Below are 16,451 nucleotides of genomic sequence, written 5' to 3' on the forward strand. Positions count from 1 at the left end.
CCTTGTCCGGATTTGCCGAGAATTCGAATCCGCCTCCTCGCAAAGTGAATCATCGTCAACTCAGCAACTTCAAGTGAGGTGGCACGGGCGGCGTTGACCTTGATCCTTGGTGGGCCTAGATCAACAAAATGATGAACAGCCCATTCTCACATTTGCCGGCGCTGGAGCCGGGCAGCGTCTGGCTCGTCGGGGCCGGTCCCGGCGATCCCGGGCTGTTGACGCTGCTTGCCGCCAAGGGGTTGGCGGAGGCGGATGTGGTCGTGCATGACGCGCTGGTCAACGAGGACTGTCTGAGGCTCGCACAGCCAGGCGCGGAACTGGAATATGCGGGAAAACGCGGCGGCAAGCCCTCCGCCAAACAACGGGATATTTCGCTCCGGCTGGTGGAGCTGGCGCGCGCCGGCAAGCGGGTGCTGCGGCTGAAGGGCGGCGATCCCTTCGTTTTCGGGCGGGGCGGGGAAGAGGCGCTGACGCTGGTCGAGCACAACATCCCCTTCCGCATCGTACCGGGCATTACCGCCGGCATCGGCGGGCTTGCCTATGCCGGCATTCCGGTGACGCATCGGGAGATCAATCATGCCGTGACCTTTCTCACCGGCCATGATTCCTCCGGGATCGTGCCCGATGCGATCAATTGGGAAGCGATCGGCAAGGGTTCTCCCGTCATCGTCATGTATATGGCGATGAAGCATATCGCCCAGATCAGCGCCAATCTGATGGCGTCGGGCCGCTCGGCATCCGAGCCGGTGGCTTTCGTCTGCAACGCGGCGACCGGCGCGCAACAGGTGCTGGAGACGACGCTCGGCGAAGCGACCGATGCAGCTGAAGCCTCCGGACTCGAGCCGCCGGCGATCGTCGTGGTCGGTGAAGTGGTGCGGCTCAGGGCCTCGCTCGACTGGCTCGGCGCCCTTGCAGGCAGGCGGCTGCAGCCCGATCCTTTTGGGCGCTCCGGCAAGGTGACGGCATGAGCGGCCTCCTGATCGCAGCCCCTTCCTCCGGCGCCGGCAAGACGACGGTAACGCTTGGGCTGCTGAGGGCGCTTCGCCGGCGCGGCGTCGCGGTCGCGCCGGGAAAGGCCGGGCCCGACTACATCGATCCCGCCTTCCATGCGGCGGCAAACGGCACGCCCTGCCTGAATTTCGATCCCTGGGCGATGCGCCCGGAGCTGATCTCTGCCAATGCCACGCTGCACCGTTCCGGTGACCGCATTCTCGTCGTCGAGGCGATGATGGGGCTGTTCGACGGGGCGGCTGACGGGAAGGGGACCGCGGCCGATCTTGCCGCCCAGCTCGGTCTTTCCGTCGTGCTCGTCGTCGATGCCTCGCGCATGTCGCAGTCCGTGGCGCCGCTGGTATCAGGTTTTGCCGGTTTCCGCGCCGATGTGCGCGTTGCCGGCGTCATCCTCAACAAGGTCGGCAGCGAGCGGCACGAGGCGATGCTGCGTCAGGCGCTCGAAGCGATTCGCATGCCTGTTATCGCGGTGATCGGCAGCGACAAGGCGCTGGCCTTGCCGGAACGTCATCTCGGCCTCGTCCAGGCCGGCGAACATGCCACCCTCGAGAATTTCATCGACCATGCGGCGGACGCCGTTTCCGAGGAGTGCAATTTCGAATTTCTGCTGCGCATCGCAAGGCAGGGCCTCAACCGGCCGTCGGCGGCCAATATCGACCGACTGATGCCGATCGGCGCCCGGGTTGCCGTGGCGCGCGATGTCGCCTTCGCCTTTTCCTATGAGCATATGCTGCTTGGCTGGCGGCGGCGCGGGGCGGATATCTCCTTTTTCTCGCCGCTTGCCGACGAGGCGCCGGCCGCTGATGCCGATGCGATCTATCTGCCGGGCGGTTATCCCGAGCTGCATGCCGGGCGGCTTTCCCAAGCGCAAAATTTTCGCGCCGGCATGCTCGATGCGGCGGCGCGCGGCATCCGGATCTACGGTGAGTGCGGCGGCTATATGGTGCTGGGCGATGGGCTGATCGATGCGGAGGGCAGGCGCCACGAAATGCTCGGCCTGCTGCCTGTTGTCACCAGCTATGCCAAGCGCCGGCGCCATCTCGGCTATCGCCGAGTGACTCCGCTTGACGGCGCCTTCTTCGCGCGGACCATGACGGCGCATGAATTCCACTATTCAACAGTCGTCTCCGAGGGGGAGGGAAAGCGGCTGTTTACAGCGCAAGATGCGCTCGGCACCGATCTCGGTGCTGTCGGGCTCCGGCGCGGCCAGGTGGCGGGCTCCTACATGCATCTGATCGACCTTGCGAGAGCGGCCGGATGAGCGCGCCGATCGCCCATGGCGGCGGCATCACCGCCGCGGCCGCCGCTTTTGGCGGCAGGCCGCAGGACTGGCTCGACCTTTCCACCGGCATCAATCCATGCCCGCTCGCCCTGCCGGAGATCCCGACAAGGGCCTGGCACCGTCTGCCGGATAGCTATCTGGTCGATGAGGCAAGGCGGGCGGCACGGGATTATTATGGCAGCGGCGAGATACTGCCGCTGCCGGTGCCGGGCACACAATCGGTGATTCAGCTTCTGCCGCGTCTGCTTCGACAGGGACGCCAGTTCGGCGTGACGGATGATAGGGTCGCTGCGACGGACGACAAAGTGGCCGTGACAGACAATAGGATTGCCGTGACGGACGACAGGGTCGCCGTGACGGACGACAAAGTCGCCGTGACGGACGATAGAATCGCCGTGACGGACAAAAGGATTGCCGTGGTGTCGCCGACTTATGGCGAATATGCGCGCGCCTTCGCCTCGGCCGGTTTTACCGTCGACGCGGTCGACGATATCGCTGCGATCGGCGGCCAATATCGACTTGCCGTCGTCGTCAATCCGAACAATCCCGACGGGCGGATATGGCCGGCGGAAGCGTTGGCAGCTCTGCACGACAGGATGAAATCGGCAAATGGGCTGCTTGTTGTCGACGAGGCTTTCGGGGATGCCGATCCGGCGCTGAGCCTCGCAGCCCGCGCGCAAGACCTTCCCAACCTGATAATCTTCCGTTCGTTCGGCAAGTTCTTCGGGCTTGCCGGCCTGCGGCTCGGTTTTGCAATCGCGCGCGAGGATATTCTCGCGCGGTTCGAGGACTGGCTTGGCCCCTGGGCGGTCTCCGGCCCGGCGCTGTCGCTTGCCGCCTCGCTGCTTGGTTCGGATGTGGCTGCGATCCGCCGCTCTCTCGATGAACGCAGCGGCGCGCTGCAGGCGGCACTAAGCGCTGCCGGGTTGCGGAGCAGGGGGGGAACGGCGTTGTTCACGCTTGTCGCCGATCCCAGGGCGAGCGACATTTACACGCATCTTTGCGGGCATCATATTCTCGTCCGCAAGTTCGATTATGCGCCGGATTGGCTGCGTTTCGGGTTGACGCCCGATGCGGCGGCGGACAGACGGCTTGGCGCAGCCCTTCAAGGATTTGAGCGATGATGATCGACGAAAACCTCCTCGTGCTGCTTCTGGCGCTGCTGCTCGACCGGATCGTCGGCGATCCGCAATGGCTGTGGTCGCGGGTGCCGCATCCCGTCGTCATCTTCGGCGCGGCGATCTCTTACGCCGATCAGCAGCTCAATCCCTCAAGCCTCACGGGCTCTCAGCGCCGGATGAACGGCGTTGCGGCGATCCTGGCGCTGCTTGTGTTGTCGATCGCTGCAGGCTTCGTGTTCGACCGGTTTTTCGCGCTCTTCGGCCTTGCCGGCCTCGTGCTGGAGGCCGGGCTGGTGGCGATCTTCTTGGCGCAAAAGAGCCTGGCCGATCATGTCGCGGCCGTCGCTACGGCCTTGCGCGGCGAGGGGCTTGCCGGCGGCCGGAACGCCGTCTCCCGCATCGTCGGGCGCGATCCCGAGACACTCGACGAGCCGGCCGTCTGCCGCGCGGCGATCGAAAGCCTTGCAGAAAATTTCTCCGACGGCGTCGTGGCGCCGGCCCTTTGGTATGCCTTGCTCGGGCTGCCAGGCCTGTTCGCTTACAAGATGCTGAACACGGCGGATTCGATGATCGGCCACAGGTCGGAAAAATACATCGATTTCGGCTGGGCCGCGGCTCGGCTGGACGATATCGCCAACTGGCCGGCCGCCCGGCTCTCCGTCCTATTGATCGCTGCCGGCGCCTGGATCCGGCGCGGCATGAGCCCTTGCCGCGAGGCGATCCGGGTGGCGATGCGCGACGGCGGCCTGCACCGCTCGCCGAATTCCGGCCGGCCGGAGGCGGCAATGGCCGGCGCTCTCAACGTCCAGCTCGCCGGTCCGCGCATCTATGGCGGTGTCATCGTGACTGAGCCGATGATCAACAACGCCGGCCGGGACGTTGCCACCGCCGGCGATATCGAGGACGGTGTGTCGGTGTTCTATGCCAGCTGCATGGTGCTTACCGGTCTGATCTTCGGATTGTTTTTATGTTTCTTGTAGGATGTGCCGTGAGGCACCGCAGTGGACACTCCCGCCGCAAAGGTTTATGCGAAGCGCCTCCTATCTCCATCAAACCGGAAAAGAGCAATGACAGTCCAGGTTGAATTGCCGTGCCCGAAGTGCAAGAGCACCAAGATGAAATTCGAGCGCCCCGAGATCCGGGAGACCGACATCATCAGCTGCGCGGCGTGCGGCCATAATCTCGGGACGATGGCCTCGATCCGCGAGAAGATGAACAAGGCCTATCAGCAGCTCAAGCGGCCGTCGGCGGCGCGTAAGCTTCAGTGAACAAGCGCCGCCCCCTTGCGGCGTCTCGGTCACGCTTTCGCTCGTTAGAATTGTGATTACCATTCGGGTTAAAGCTATATAATAAGTATCGTCGTAGTCTCTCTGTCGTGAGGGCGCAATCAAACGCGCGGGTGCGAAGAGGGGTTATCATGAAGACGATTTTTGCGGCCGCGGCCGCAAGTTTATTGCTGCAGTTTTCTCCGGTTGTGGCTGAGGCAGCAACGCTGGTTGCCAATATCAGCATCGGCAAGCAGACGATGACCGTCACCGAGAACGGTTTCGTCAAGTATCGCTGGAAGGTTTCGACCGCGCGCAACGGTTATGTCACGCCGACCGGCTCGTGGAGCGCCAAATGGCTGTCACGCGATCACCGCTCCCGCAAATACGACAACGCGTCGATGCCTTACGCCGTATTTTTCAACGGTGGTTACGCCGTTCACGCCACCTTCGATCTGAAGCGTCTCGGCAGGCCGGCCTCGCATGGCTGCGTTCGCCTGCATCCCGACAATGCGGCGGAGTTCTTTTCGCTGGCGCGGCAGGCAGGTCTCGCCAATACCCGGGTGGTCATCACGCGCTGATCTGAACCTGAATTCGGCGTCCGATCTCGTTACGCGCCGATCCCGGATCAGCGCCTGACCTCGAATTCGGCGCGCGATCCCGTTACGCGCTGATCCCGGATCAGCGCCTGAACCCGAATTCGGCGTCTGATCGCCTTACGCGCTGATCTTCTCCAGCTCATCCATATCCGGAACGACGATATGTCTGGAGTTCTCGATCAGGATGACACCCCGCTTGCGCAGTCTGGTCATCTGCCGGCTCACGGTTTCGATCGTCAGCCCGAGAAAATCGGCGATTTCGGCGCGCGACAGCGGCAGGTCGAAGGCGGCGCTGATGGCGGTCTGCGGCTCGGCATGGGTGGCGATGAGATGGAGCAGACTTGCGACCTTCTCCTCCGCCGTGCGGCGGCCGAGCGTCAGCATCCATTCGCGCGCCGCATCCAGCTCGTTGAGCGCCTGATCGTGCAGGCTGCGCTGCAGCTCCGGCGTCTCCGCTATCATGCGGTCGAGCAGGTTGCGCGGGAAGACACAGATTTCGGCATCCGTGGCCGCTTCGGCCGACAGCGTGCTTTCACGCACGAAGGGCCTGCCGACGAAATCGGGAGCGAACTGCAGGCCGACGATCTGCTGGCGCCCATCCGGCATCATCTTGCAGAGCTTGACCACGCCGCGCATGATGTTCGAGTAGAATGAGCTCTCCGAGCCTTGGGCAATGATCTCCGACCCGGCTTCGACCTTGCGGCGCAGGGAGTGGCGGTTTAGCTCCTTCAGCTGGGCGTTCGACAAGGCGCCGCAGACGACGCCGTGCCGCGCCTGGCAGGAGCGGCACGCGATGGGCGTGCCGGCCTCGAAAACCTCACTGCGTGCGATGTCCATGTCCTGATCCCTTCGAAAATCCGGCGCATGGCGAGACATGCCCGGACCGCGATCTCCATTTCTTCCAGCGCGGTTTGATGATTATCAAATGACCGGCGTCGCGATTTGATCCAGATCAAACTCAGATGCGGATGTTGGTCGCATCGAGCGCGTCACCTATTTGATTCGGACAGCCTCCCATCTCGCGCCGGGAGGGCCCTGCATCGCCTTTCGGGATTCGCGCAACACGCTGGAGCGTCCGGCACTCCATTGCTGTTTAGGCAACACCCGATTGCCAAATTGCCGCAACGCCCGGACGAAAGCATTGGCTTTTGAAATGGATTTGCCTATGAGGGGGTTTAAATCGTCATTTCATGAGGTACAGCGCGTGACCGCTACATTCGATAAAGTTGCCGACATTATTGCAGAAACCAGCGAGATCGATCGTGCCACGATCACGCCGGAGAGCCATACGATCGACGACCTCGGTATCGACAGCCTCGATTTCCTCGACATCGTCTTTGCGATCGACAAGGAATTCGGCATCAAGATCCCGCTCGAAAAGTGGACGCAGGAAGTCAACGAAGGCAAGGTTTCCACCGAAGAATATTTCGTGCTGAAGAACCTCTGTGCCAAGATTGACGAGCTCAAAGCAGCCAAGGCCTGAGCACATATCAGTCTTTTTTGAACGCCCTGCCGCCCTTGATATGGCGGCCGGGCGGTTTCGTTCCTAAGTAGGCGTCACCGGCGGGCGGATTTTGCTCGTCGGGCCGGAGGATCCGAATGCTGCTGGAATATTTCCAGATGATTGACCGCGTCGAAGCGGTGGACCTGAAGAAGGGCACGCTTGCGGCGCGATCCGTCGTGCCGGCCAAAAGCCCCGTTTTCGAAGGCCATTTTCCCGGCATGCCGCTCGTTCCCGGCGTGCTTTTGATCGAGACCATGGCGCAGGCCTCCGGCATGCTGGTGCTTGCAGCCACCAATTTCGCCGCCATGCCCTTCCTGATGTCGGTTGACGGCGCCAAGATGCGCACCTTCGTCGAGCCGGAAGCCGTGCTCGATATCGAGGCGGTGCTGGAGCACGACGGTTCCGGTTTCGCGGTCACCAAGGCCAAGATTACCAGCGGCGGCAAGAAGGTCTGCGATGCGCAGCTGAAACTGCGCACTATGCCCTTCAGCGAGGTGCCGCTCGGCGATATCGTGAAAAAACGCGCCGGCGAAGTCGGGCTTCTCGAAGCGATCGCAGCGCAGGGAGTGATTGGATGAGCAAGGCTGCAAACGACGTCGTTATTTCGGGCGTCGGCATCGTTACCTGTCAGGGCGTCGGCAAGGAGGCGCATATCGCGCTGCTTTCGGCCGAAGGTGCGCCGAATACGGTGGTCGAGACCGAGAAGTTCAAACCCTATCCGGTGCATCCGCTGCCCGAGATCGACTGGTCGCAGCAGATCGCCAAGCGCGGCGACCAGCGCCAGATGGAAAACTGGCAGCGCATCGGCGTCTTCGCCGCAGGGCTTGCGCTCGACGATGCCGGCTTCAAGGACAATATCGAGGCCTGCGGCACGATGGACATGATCGTGGCGGCCGGCGGCGGCGAGCGCGACATCAATGTCGATACGCTGATCGTCGACGAGGGCCTGAAGCGCAACGACCGCGAGCTGCTGCTCAACGAAAAGCTGACGACGGAGCTCAGGCCGACGCTGTTCCTGGCGCAGCTTTCCAACCTGCTGGCAGGCAACATTTCCATCGTTCACAAGGTGACCGGCTCCTCGCGCACCTTCATGGGCGAGGAAGCCTCAGGCGTTTCCGCCGTCGAGACGGCCTTTTGGCGCATTCGTTCGGGTGAATCCACCCATGCGCTTGTCGGCGGCGCCTTTGCTGCCGAACGTCCCGACATGATCCTGCTCACCGAAGCGATCGGCGCGCATACGCGCGACGAATGGGCGCCGCTCTGGTCGCGCTCCGGCCTCGAAGGCGGCGGTATGATCACTGGTTCGGCCGGCGCCTTCCTGGTGCTGGAATCGCGCAAGCATGCGGAAGAGCGCGGCGCGCATATCTATGCGACGATCAGCGCTGTCGAAGGCGACCGCGGCAGCCGTAGCGGCGGCAATTTCGAAGTGCGCATGGAGCGGCTGCTGAAGCCTGCCGCCGAGCTGCCGCCAGAGGCGACGGCGATCTTCTCCGGCTCGACCGGCATGCATGAAATCGCCGCCCGCGAAAAGGCGGTGCTGGAACATCAGCTTCCCGGCGCTGCGATCCGCGGTTTCGGCGGCGTTTCCGGTCACACGATCGAGGCGCATTTCCCGCTGGGACTGGCGCTCGCAGCCCTTGCCATCGATACCAAGGCCAAGGTTCCGCCCTTCGACGCTGCTCATGAAGCGCAGATGAAGGCGGGCACGAAAGCCGCCGTCGTAACGACAGTCGGACACCAGCGCGGCGAGGGCGTCGCCGTTCTTTCCGCAGAGGCGTGAGGAGAGAGATATGACAGCTTCCGCTTACAAGGATCATCTCGGCCGGCCGATCGTCGCAGTGACGGGCATGGGCATCATCACGTCGCTGGGCCAGGGCCTGAAGGACAACTGGGCGGCCCTTTCTTCCGGCACCTCGGGTATCCACGCGATCAACCGCTTTCCGACCGAAGGCCTGTCGACACGGATCGCCGGCACGGTCGATTTCATAGAAATTCCGGTGCCGAACGCCGTCGAGCGCTCCTATGCCTTTGCGCGCGAGACGACCATCGAGGCGCTGGCCGATGCCGGTATTTCAGGCGATTTCAACGGCCCGCTGTTTCTTGCCGCGCCGCCGATCGAGCCCGAATGGAGCGCCCGTTTCGAACTTGCCGACCGTTCGCCGGCTGCCGACCATCCCGGTGATGCCTATGAGCGCTTCCTGACGGCGCTGCGCCAACGGCCCGACCCGGCGTTCCACGAGGCGGCACTCTTCGGCGCGATTTCCGAGCGCCTCGCCGACCGGTTCGGCACGCGCGGCCTGCCGGTGACCTTGTCGACGGCCTGTGCTTCCGGTGTGACCGCGATCCAGCTCGGCATCGAGGCGATCCGCCAGGGCCGGACCGACCGCGCGCTGACCGTCGCGACGGATGGATCGCTCAGCGCCGAAGCGCTGATCCGCTTCTCGCTGCTGTCGGCCCTTTCGACGCAGAACGATCCGCCGACCAAGGCCTCCAAGCCGTTCAGCAAGGATCGCGACGGCTTCGTCATCGCCGAGGGTGCGGCGACGCTGGTGCTGGAATCGCTGGAATCGGCGGTTGCCCGCGGCGCCAAGGTGCTCGGCATCATGAAGGGCGCCGGCGACAAGGCCGACAGCTTTCACCGCACGCGGTCGTCGCCCGACGGCGGCCCGGCGATCGCGACGATCCGCGCGGCCCTTGCCGATGCCGGCATGAGCGAGGCCGATATCGGCTATATCAACGCGCACGGCACATCGACGCCTGAAAACGACAAGATGGAATATGGCTCGATGTCGGCCGTCTTCGGCGAGAAGCTGATCGGCATTCCGGTGTCGTCCAACAAATCGATGATCGGCCATACGCTGACGGCGGCGGGTGCGGTCGAGGCCGTGTTCTCGCTGCAGACGATGCTGACCGGCACGCTGCCGCCGACGATCAACTACAACAATCCGGATCCGTCGATCGTGCTCGATGTCGTGCCGAACAAGAAGCGGGAAGCCCAGGTTTCGGCCGTGCTTTCCAACTCCTTCGGCTTCGGCGGGCAGAATGCCAGCCTTGTCATGGCGCTCGAACCGGCTTAGAGACCCTCCTTGATTTTGGGACGAAGTGGTTTTTGACGTCATCCTCGGGCTTGTCCCGAGGATCTACTTGCGTCACTCAATGACCGCTGGCAGATGCTCGGGACAAGCCCGAGCATGACGACGATCCACGTAGAAGAAAGAACTATATATCATGCGCGCGCTGCAACTGATCGATGACCGCAAGCTTGAGATCACCGACCTGCCGGAACCGGGTGCACCGGCAGCCGGCGAAGTGACGCTGCGCGTCAAGGCGGTGGCGCTCAATCACATCGATGTCTGGGGCTGGCGCGGCATGGCATTCGCCAAGCGCAAGATGCCGCTCGTCATCGGCGCAGAAGCCTCCGGCGTCGTCGAAGCCATCGGCCCTGGCGTCGCCAACGTGCTGCCGGGGCAGCTGGTCTCGATCTATGGCGCGCGTACGTGCGGCCTCTGCCGCCCGTGCCGCGAAGGCCGCGATAATCTCTGCGAACATGTTTCCGGCGTGCACGGTTTCCATCTCGACGGTTTCGCGCAGGAGAAGGTCAATCTGCCGGCGCGCCTGCTCGTTCCGGCTCCTCCCGGCGTCGACGCCATTGGTGCGGCGCTTGCGCCCGTCACCTTCGGCACGGTCGAGCACATGTTGTTCGACAATGCCAAGCTCGAGCCCGGCGAAACGATCCTCGTCCATGCCGGCGGCTCCGGCATCGGCACGGCGGCGATCCAGCTGGCCAAGAAGATCGGCTGCACCGTCATCACCACCGTCGGCTCCGACGATAAGATCGAGAAGGCCAAGGCACTCGGCGCCGATCATGTCATCAACTACCGCACCGACCGCTTCGAAGGCGTCGTGCGCAAGCTCACCAAGAAGAAGGGCGTCGACGTCGTCTTCGAACATGTGGGCAAGGATACCTGGGCCGGTTCGATGCTCTGCATGAAGCGCGGCGGGCGTCTCGTCACCTGCGGCTCGACCTCCGGCGTTTCCACCGAGATGAACCTGATGATGCTGTTCCAGCAGCAATTGAAGCTCTTCGGCTCGTTCGGTTGCCGCATGGAGAACATGGCCGATGCGATGCAGAAGATGGGCCGCGGGCTCGTGCATCCGGTCATCGACACCGAGGTCAGCTTCAGCGATATCGACCGGGCGCTGGAGCGGATGGAATCGCGCCAAATCTTCGGCAAGATCATCCTGAAGATGGATTGAGCCGCAAGTGAAGCTGTTCATCACCCGGATTGTTCTGGCGCTCAGGCACTTCCAGCAATGGCTGGTGGCGCAGGTGATGTTCGGCTTCCTGAATTTCCTGAAGCTGTTTCCGGCCGATGGCGCGATCCGCTTCGCCGACCGGATGATGCGCCGCCTCGGCCGGCGGACCCGCCGCCACAGGCTGATGCTGACCAATCTGCGCAACGCCTTTCCCGAGAAGAGCGAGGCCGAGATCGAGGAGATCGCGCTCGCCAGCTGGGGCAATATGGGAAGGCTTGCGGCCGAATACGTCTTCCTCGATCAGCTGTTCGACTATGATCCCGAAAAGTCGGAGCCGGGCAGGGTGGAGGTGTCGGGCATTCCGATCTTCCTCGACCTGCGCGACAATCCCCGCCCCTTCATCGTGTTCACGGGCCATACCGCCAATTTCGAGCTGCTGCCGGTGGCGGGTGCGGCCTTCGGGCTGACGGTGACCGTGCTTTTCCGGCCGCCGAACAACCCTTACGTCGCCAAGAAGGTGTTCGACTTCCGCAGCGCCCGCATGGGCAAGCTGGTGCCGTCTCATGCCGGTTCCTCCTTCGCGCTCGCGCGCCAGCTGGAGGCGGGCCAGGGTGTGGGCGTGCTCGTCGACCAGAAATTCGGCAAGGGGCTGAAGGGCACGTTCTTCGGCCGCGAGGTGAAGACCAATCCGCTGCTGCCGAAGCTGGTGCGCCAGTTCGATTGCGAGGTCTATCCGGCGCGCTGCATTCGTCTGCCGGGAAACCGCTACCGCCTGGAAATCGAACCGCGACTCGATATGCCGCGCGACGAAAAAGGCAATCTCGACCTGCCGGCGGCGGCCCAGCTGCTCAACGACAAGGTGGAGAGCTGGGTGAGGGAATATCCGGAACAGTGGCTCTGGTATCACGACCGCTGGCAGATCAAGAAGACGCTCGCGTAAGAAGGTCCCACCCCCCATTTATCAGCGGTGAAAAGCGGCAGGTGCTCTCGGATTGAAACCGAGTACACTTCATGTTACCCGTCACCACTAGGGCGCGAGTAAAATCTACCGTAAGGCGCATTTTCGCAGATGCAGCCATATCGGTTATGGACACGCCGCTTGGGACAATGGGAGTGAGAGGCGTCTTGCTGGAGCTATTTAGAGCCTTTTCCTTGCGTTACGCGCAAATAGAGGAAGCCATACGCCTCGGCGACGATCAGCGCGTCATGTCGCTCGACCGGCATGTCGAGCCGCTGGTCGAGGCGATCCTGGCATGCAAGGCAGCCAATCTGCTGGAAGTGTATATGCAACTGCAGTTCGTCAGCCATCTCATCGCCCGGGATGCCGACGACAGCGCCAGCGTCCGAGAACACGCGACGGTGCTGTCCTACCTGCTTGACCGGTATTTCGGCACTCATGGGCCGGACTGGCGCGTGCCTTCACCGCAGGATGTGCGCATTGAGCCGCCGGCAGCCTATGTGCCCGACACCGACAACGGCCAGTTTCTCAATGCGGCGATCCTCGAAAGCCTGCCGGATCGGGTAGCGGTGCTGACCAGGGATTATCGCTATCTCTATTCCAATGCGGCCAACAGCGCCCATCTCAACAGAAAGCCGATGGACCTTATCGGCCGCCATATTTCCGAATTCATCGGCGAACAACGCTTTGCCGGATGCGCTAAACATAAGCTGGATGCCTGCTTTGCCGGCGAGCAAATCGACTATACTTATGAGCGGGCGACCGGCGGCGCATCGCGGCAGGTGCACTGTCGCATGTCGCCGCTGCGCGATGCAGGCGGCACGGTGATCGGCGCTCTGATCGTGATGGATCAGTAGAGCCTTTCCTGGTTAGATTGAAGCATTCTGCCCTGACGGAAAGATGCCCGGCCCACCGGCCGCACCGCTTCGCCATGGCGAAGCGATCAGTGCGTCCGGCGATTTTCAGTCTTGCAGATTTGCCTGGCAAATCTGCGGGAAGGTTGGCTGAAACGGGCCGCCTGATCGACCGGCCGGCTTGGCCGTAGAACTGGGCTACGACGTGCGCCGGCCGGTCGACCATCCGACTCCGTTTGAGCCAACAGAATGCTTCAATCTAACCAGGAAAGGCTCTAATCCGATCAGGCAGTCGCCCAGACGGCGAGCTCATAACCGTCTCGATCAAGGAAATGGAAGCGGCGGCCGCCGGGAAAGTCGGTGATCGGCCGGCAGATCGTGCCGCCGGCCCTTTCCACCGACGTCAACACCTCCTCCAGGTCATTGGCATAGACGACAACAAGCGGGCCGCCCGGGCGCACGGGTCCGAAATCGGTGAAGCCGCCCTTTAGACGGCCGTCGTCGAATTCGCAATAGTTTGGCCCGTAATCGGTGAAACGCCAGCCGAAGGCCGAGCCGTAAAAGGCTTTTGCGGCGGCAATGTCGGCGACGTTGAACTCGACATAATCGATGCGGCGATCGTGGTTTTCTGACTTATCGGCCATCTATCTCTCCATCAGGGCTTTCAGCATGGCGAGGTCCTTCTCGACATGGGCGGCATCGGCGGAAAACTGTGCGTCGGTCATGCCGGGCAGACGCAGCAGCGTAAACATGATCTCGCAACCATCGCCGTTCGGCACGATGCGCAACGCATTATAGACCCTGAGACCGGATTCGATCGTCACCGTATGGTCGATCACGCCGAATTCATTGGCCGGCACGAAGCTCACCTTGATGGCGCCGAGAGGGCCATGGGCGACCCAGTCGGCGCCGTTGGGCTCGAGACCGGTCGCAAGGCCGGAGGCCCAGAGCGGCATATTTTCCGGCTTGCCGGCGAAGTCGTAGACGTCGCGCCAGTCACGCTCGATCGATTGGTGGATGATTTTTGCGGGCATAGTCGACATGGCTTGCAGGTCCTTGATAGTGGTCGAGCGAGAGTAACAGCCCAACCCGAGGCGTCTTGAACAAAACGGTCAGCCCGGCAGTTCCCGCGCGTCGAGCTGATCGCAAATGACCGCGGGCGTCAGGCATGAGAGTTCGCCGACCTCGCGCGTCATGTGGGCCTGATCGGCAAAACCCGCTTCGAGCGCAAGATGGGCCAGCGGCATCGCGTGCGATCTGCGGCAGAGATCGAGGAAACGCTGGAACCGGCGGATGCGTTCCAGCGTCTTGGCGCCGTAGCCGAAATGCTGGTGGCAGCGGCGGCGCAGCTGTCTTTCGCTGATGTCGAGCCGGTGGGGCAGGCTGGACGGGGAGCAGCCGCTTTCGGCGGCGGCAAAAATCACCGCGGCGTCGGGGGCGGGCTCCTCCTCTTCGCGCGCGGCTTCTTCGAGCAGTCGGGCGAACAACGCCATCGCGTCCGCAGCGTCGCGACAATCTTCCAGCCGCGCCTCAAACTCGGCCGTGTCCTTCCGGCCGATGTCGCTGAGCCGCACCGAGCAGCCGACCAGCGCCGAGAGCGGCGTCTTCAGCCAGGGTGCGGCGGCGCCGGGTGCAAACCGCGCACCAATGACGGTTGTGCCCGGTCGGATAGGGGGAAAAGCCGCCGTTCTGTCAGGCCCGGCAACGACCAGTCGGCCGCCGATCCAGAGCAGATCGCAATAGCCGTCCGGCACGATCGCCACCGTTGCCGGTGGACCGTCGTGAAGCGAATTCGACCAGAGCCGACTGAAATGGCGCCGCAACGGCGGCGGCGGCGCATATTCGCGATAGCGGCCGGCGCGGGCCGCCAGGAGAATTCCACCGTTTCGTTTTTCCGATGCCACGCACTATCTCCCGAAAGACCTATGATAGCATGAGATAGGGCATTGCGGATGCGCTACGGGCGGGTCACGCCACATCGCTGCTTGCCGATCAGATGGCAGGTTGTCGGACAAGCGGGCACGGCGAGCTTCATTTCATTGGCTTTTGCGAACCGATTAGACCCTTGGCAGACTTGCCGTTTGAGCGAGACAGTGCCACAACACCGGTCCAAATGACACATCGGAGGTTTGTCGTGGAAAAGGCAGAAATCGGACTGATCGGCCTTGCGGTCATGGGCTCCAACCTGGCGCTCAACATCGCGGAGAAAGGCAATAAAATTGCGGTGTTCAACCGCACGCCTGAGAAAACCGACGAATTCTACGAAAGCGCCGGCGATCTGAAAAAGCAGATCATTCCCTGCAAGACCATCGAAGAGTTCGTTGACGCGATCCGGCCGCCGCGGCCGATCATCATCATGATCAAGGCAGGTGATGCCGTCGACCAGCAGATGGAGGCGCTGCGCCCGCACCTCTCCAAGGGCGACATCATGATCGATGCCGGCAACGCCAATTTCCGCGACACCGTCGCCCGCTTCGACCGCCTCAAGGATACCGAACTCACCTTCATCGGCATGGGTGTTTCCGGCGGCGAGGAAGGTGCGCGTCATGGTCCGTCGATCATGGTCGGCGGCACCGAGGAATCCTGGAAGCGCGTCGAGAAGGTGCTGACCTCGATTGCCGCCCGCTACAATGACGAGCCCTGCGTCGCCTGGCTCGGCAATGACGGCGCCGGCCATTTCGTCAAAACCATTCATAACGGCATCGAATATGCCGACATGCAGATGATCGCCGAAATCTACGGCATCCTGCGGGACGGCCTCGGCAAGAGTGCCTCCGACATCTCCGGCATCTTCGGGGAATGGAACAAGGGCCGGCTGAACTCCTACCTGATCGAGATTTCCGAGAAGGTGCTTGCGGCGACCGATCCGGTTTCCGGCGGCCCGATGGTCGATATGATCCTCGACAAGGCCGGCCAGAAGGGTACGGGCAAATGGTCGGCGATCGAAGCGCAGAACATGGGCATTCCGGCAACGGCGATCGAAGCCGCTGTAGCCGCCCGCAGCCTCTCCTCGATGAAGTCGCAGCGCGAAGCGGCGGAAAAGATCTTCGGCACACAGGCCGTTTCTTTCCCGATCGCTTATGGCCCCGAACTCAACAAGGATCTGGAACTGGCGCTCTTTGCCGCCAAGATCGGCGCCTATGCCCAGGGCTTCGCGGTGATGGCGGAAGCCTCGCGCGAGTTCAACTGGTCGCTGCCGATGCCGACCATTGCCCGGATCTGGCGCGCCGGCTGCATCATCCGTTCGCAGTTCCTCGACGAGATCACTTCGGCCTTCACCAAGGCGCCGGATGCTGCGAACCTCATCGTCACGCCTGCCTTCTCCGAGATGGTCAAGGAATCGATCCCGGCGCTGCGTCGTGTTGTCGCTGCCGCCATCTCCGCCGGCCTGCCGGTGCCGGCGCTGACCTCGGCACTCACCTATTTCGACGCCTACCGCCAGGGCAGGGGAACGGCCAACCTCATCCAGGCCCAGCGCGATTTCTTCGGCGCCCACGGCTTCGACCGCCTGGACGGCAAGGATTTCCACCACGGCCCCTGGGGCAGCGGTGCGGCGACCTTCTGAGGTTTGCCGAGAAGAGATCGAGGAAGAGCCCGGCC

The 16,451-nt window shown here is 62.9% G+C and carries 18 protein-coding genes; 14 read left to right on the forward strand and 4 right to left on the reverse strand.

The window, feature by feature from the left end; genetic code table 11:
• The first annotated feature begins 128 nt into the window (after positions 1 to 128).
• The 6 genes from cobA to CO655_RS19525 all read left to right on the forward strand — a co-directional run bounded on the left by cobA (position 129) and on the right by CO655_RS19525 (position 5,260).
• On the forward strand, positions 129 to 968 hold the full coding sequence (gene cobA / locus CO655_RS19500; RefSeq protein WP_097666020.1) for a uroporphyrinogen-III C-methyltransferase: 840 nt from the start codon (positions 129 to 131) through the stop codon (positions 966 to 968).
• Complete coding sequence (locus CO655_RS19505) at positions 965 to 2,272, forward strand: cobyrinate a,c-diamide synthase (protein WP_097666022.1); 1,308 nt, start codon at positions 965 to 967, stop codon at positions 2,270 to 2,272. The genes cobA and CO655_RS19505 overlap by 4 nt, the downstream gene beginning before the upstream one ends.
• Positions 2,269 to 3,417 (forward strand): threonine-phosphate decarboxylase, encoded by a 1,149-nt coding sequence (locus CO655_RS19510; RefSeq protein ID WP_097666024.1) that lies wholly within the window; start codon positions 2,269 to 2,271, stop codon positions 3,415 to 3,417. The genes CO655_RS19505 and CO655_RS19510 overlap by 4 nt, the downstream gene beginning before the upstream one ends.
• Positions 3,414 to 4,394 carry an adenosylcobinamide-phosphate synthase CbiB gene (cbiB, locus tag CO655_RS19515; RefSeq protein WP_097666026.1) on the forward strand — a complete coding sequence of 327 codons (981 nt, stop codon included), beginning with the start codon at positions 3,414 to 3,416 and terminating at the stop codon, positions 4,392 to 4,394. Before CO655_RS19510 ends, cbiB begins: the two co-directional genes overlap by 4 nt.
• An 87-nt stretch (positions 4,395 to 4,481) precedes the next feature.
• Positions 4,482 to 4,682 (forward strand): hypothetical protein, encoded by a 201-nt coding sequence (locus tag CO655_RS19520; RefSeq protein WP_077989321.1) that lies wholly within the window; start codon positions 4,482 to 4,484, stop codon positions 4,680 to 4,682.
• Positions 4,683 to 4,831: 149 nt separating this feature from the next.
• Positions 4,832 to 5,260, forward strand: coding sequence for a L,D-transpeptidase (locus tag CO655_RS19525; RefSeq protein ID WP_097666028.1), 429 nt, complete (start codon positions 4,832 to 4,834; stop codon positions 5,258 to 5,260).
• Between the two features lie 135 nt (positions 5,261 to 5,395).
• On the opposite strand, the gene CO655_RS19530 is transcribed toward CO655_RS19525, so the two are convergent.
• Complete coding sequence (locus CO655_RS19530; RefSeq protein WP_077989426.1) at positions 5,396 to 6,115, reverse strand: Crp/Fnr family transcriptional regulator; 720 nt, start codon at positions 6,113 to 6,115, stop codon at positions 5,396 to 5,398.
• Between the two features lie 367 nt (positions 6,116 to 6,482).
• Between CO655_RS19530 and CO655_RS19535 the strand changes: the two genes are divergently transcribed.
• The 7 genes from CO655_RS19535 to CO655_RS19565 all read left to right on the forward strand — a co-directional run bounded on the left by CO655_RS19535 (position 6,483) and on the right by CO655_RS19565 (position 12,854).
• Positions 6,483 to 6,761 carry an acyl carrier protein gene (locus CO655_RS19535; protein WP_003540486.1) on the forward strand — a complete coding sequence of 93 codons (279 nt, stop codon included), beginning with the start codon at positions 6,483 to 6,485 and terminating at the stop codon, positions 6,759 to 6,761.
• Positions 6,762 to 6,877: 116 nt separating this feature from the next.
• Complete coding sequence (locus tag CO655_RS19540) at positions 6,878 to 7,360, forward strand: 3-hydroxyacyl-ACP dehydratase FabZ family protein (protein WP_088673672.1); 483 nt, start codon at positions 6,878 to 6,880, stop codon at positions 7,358 to 7,360.
• A complete protein-coding gene (locus tag CO655_RS19545; RefSeq protein WP_097666030.1) occupies positions 7,357 to 8,562 on the forward strand; it encodes a beta-ketoacyl-ACP synthase in 1,206 nt (401 codons plus the stop codon). The genes CO655_RS19540 and CO655_RS19545 overlap by 4 nt, the downstream gene beginning before the upstream one ends.
• A gap of 10 nt (positions 8,563 to 8,572) precedes the next feature.
• Positions 8,573 to 9,859: a beta-ketoacyl-ACP synthase gene (locus CO655_RS19550; protein ID WP_097605286.1), complete on the forward strand. Its 1,287-nt coding sequence runs from the start codon at positions 8,573 to 8,575 to the stop codon at positions 9,857 to 9,859.
• A gap of 151 nt (positions 9,860 to 10,010) precedes the next feature.
• The gene (locus CO655_RS19555) at positions 10,011 to 11,039 is read left to right on the forward strand and encodes a zinc-binding dehydrogenase (RefSeq protein WP_097666032.1); all 1,029 of its coding nucleotides are present in this window, start codon (positions 10,011 to 10,013) and stop codon (positions 11,037 to 11,039) included.
• Positions 11,040 to 11,046: 7 nt separating this feature from the next.
• Positions 11,047 to 11,979 (forward strand): lipid A biosynthesis lauroyl acyltransferase, encoded by a 933-nt coding sequence (locus CO655_RS19560; protein ID WP_097666034.1) that lies wholly within the window; start codon positions 11,047 to 11,049, stop codon positions 11,977 to 11,979.
• A 185-nt stretch (positions 11,980 to 12,164) separates the two neighbouring features.
• The gene (locus tag CO655_RS19565; protein WP_176539277.1) at positions 12,165 to 12,854 is read left to right on the forward strand and encodes a PAS domain-containing protein; all 690 of its coding nucleotides are present in this window, start codon (positions 12,165 to 12,167) and stop codon (positions 12,852 to 12,854) included.
• 281 nt (positions 12,855 to 13,135) lie between these two features.
• Here the strand turns inward: CO655_RS19565 and CO655_RS19580 are convergent, their stop codons facing one another.
• The 3 genes from CO655_RS19580 to CO655_RS19590 form a co-directional block, all read right to left on the reverse strand.
• Positions 13,136 to 13,495 (reverse strand): VOC family protein, encoded by a 360-nt coding sequence (locus tag CO655_RS19580; RefSeq protein ID WP_004669769.1) that lies wholly within the window; start codon positions 13,493 to 13,495, stop codon positions 13,136 to 13,138.
• Positions 13,496 to 13,894, reverse strand: coding sequence for a polyketide cyclase (locus CO655_RS19585; protein ID WP_097605282.1), 399 nt, complete (start codon positions 13,892 to 13,894; stop codon positions 13,496 to 13,498).
• A gap of 69 nt (positions 13,895 to 13,963) precedes the next feature.
• Complete coding sequence (locus tag CO655_RS19590) at positions 13,964 to 14,755, reverse strand: helix-turn-helix domain-containing protein (RefSeq protein WP_097666038.1); 792 nt, start codon at positions 14,753 to 14,755, stop codon at positions 13,964 to 13,966.
• Positions 14,756 to 14,964: 209 nt separating this feature from the next.
• Between CO655_RS19590 and gndA the strand changes: the two genes are divergently transcribed.
• A complete protein-coding gene (gene gndA, locus CO655_RS19595) occupies positions 14,965 to 16,416 on the forward strand; it encodes an NADP-dependent phosphogluconate dehydrogenase (protein WP_170964937.1) in 1,452 nt (483 codons plus the stop codon).
• Positions 16,417 to 16,451: the final 35 nt, after the last annotated feature.

Origin of the sequence: Rhizobium sp. M1 (assembly GCF_002531805.1) — a bacterium.
Classification (GTDB): domain Bacteria; phylum Pseudomonadota; class Alphaproteobacteria; order Rhizobiales; family Rhizobiaceae; genus Rhizobium; species Rhizobium etli_C.

Excerpts from the sequence above, each read along its gene's own strand:
- cobA (WP_097666020.1), top strand. The coding sequence starts at position 129 with ATGATGAACAGCCCATTCTCACATTTGCCGGCGCTGGAGCCGGGCAGC.
- CO655_RS19505 (WP_097666022.1), top strand. The coding sequence starts at position 965 with ATGAGCGGCCTCCTGATCGCAGCCCCTTCCTCCGGCGCCGGCAAGACG.
- CO655_RS19510 (WP_097666024.1), top strand. The coding sequence starts at position 2,269 with ATGAGCGCGCCGATCGCCCATGGCGGCGGCATCACCGCCGCGGCCGCC.
- cbiB (WP_097666026.1), top strand. The coding sequence starts at position 3,414 with ATGATGATCGACGAAAACCTCCTCGTGCTGCTTCTGGCGCTGCTGCTC.
- CO655_RS19520 (WP_077989321.1), top strand. The coding sequence starts at position 4,482 with ATGACAGTCCAGGTTGAATTGCCGTGCCCGAAGTGCAAGAGCACCAAG.
- CO655_RS19525 (WP_097666028.1), top strand. The coding sequence starts at position 4,832 with ATGAAGACGATTTTTGCGGCCGCGGCCGCAAGTTTATTGCTGCAGTTT.
- CO655_RS19530 (WP_077989426.1), bottom strand. The coding sequence starts at position 6,115 with ATGGACATCGCACGCAGTGAGGTTTTCGAGGCCGGCACGCCCATCGCG.
- CO655_RS19540 (WP_088673672.1), top strand. The coding sequence starts at position 6,878 with ATGCTGCTGGAATATTTCCAGATGATTGACCGCGTCGAAGCGGTGGAC.
- CO655_RS19545 (WP_097666030.1), top strand. The coding sequence starts at position 7,357 with ATGAGCAAGGCTGCAAACGACGTCGTTATTTCGGGCGTCGGCATCGTT.
- CO655_RS19550 (WP_097605286.1), top strand. The coding sequence starts at position 8,573 with ATGACAGCTTCCGCTTACAAGGATCATCTCGGCCGGCCGATCGTCGCA.
- CO655_RS19555 (WP_097666032.1), top strand. The coding sequence starts at position 10,011 with ATGCGCGCGCTGCAACTGATCGATGACCGCAAGCTTGAGATCACCGAC.
- CO655_RS19580 (WP_004669769.1), bottom strand. The coding sequence starts at position 13,495 with ATGGCCGATAAGTCAGAAAACCACGATCGCCGCATCGATTATGTCGAG.
- CO655_RS19585 (WP_097605282.1), bottom strand. The coding sequence starts at position 13,894 with ATGTCGACTATGCCCGCAAAAATCATCCACCAATCGATCGAGCGTGAC.
- gndA (WP_170964937.1), top strand. The coding sequence starts at position 14,965 with ATGACACATCGGAGGTTTGTCGTGGAAAAGGCAGAAATCGGACTGATC.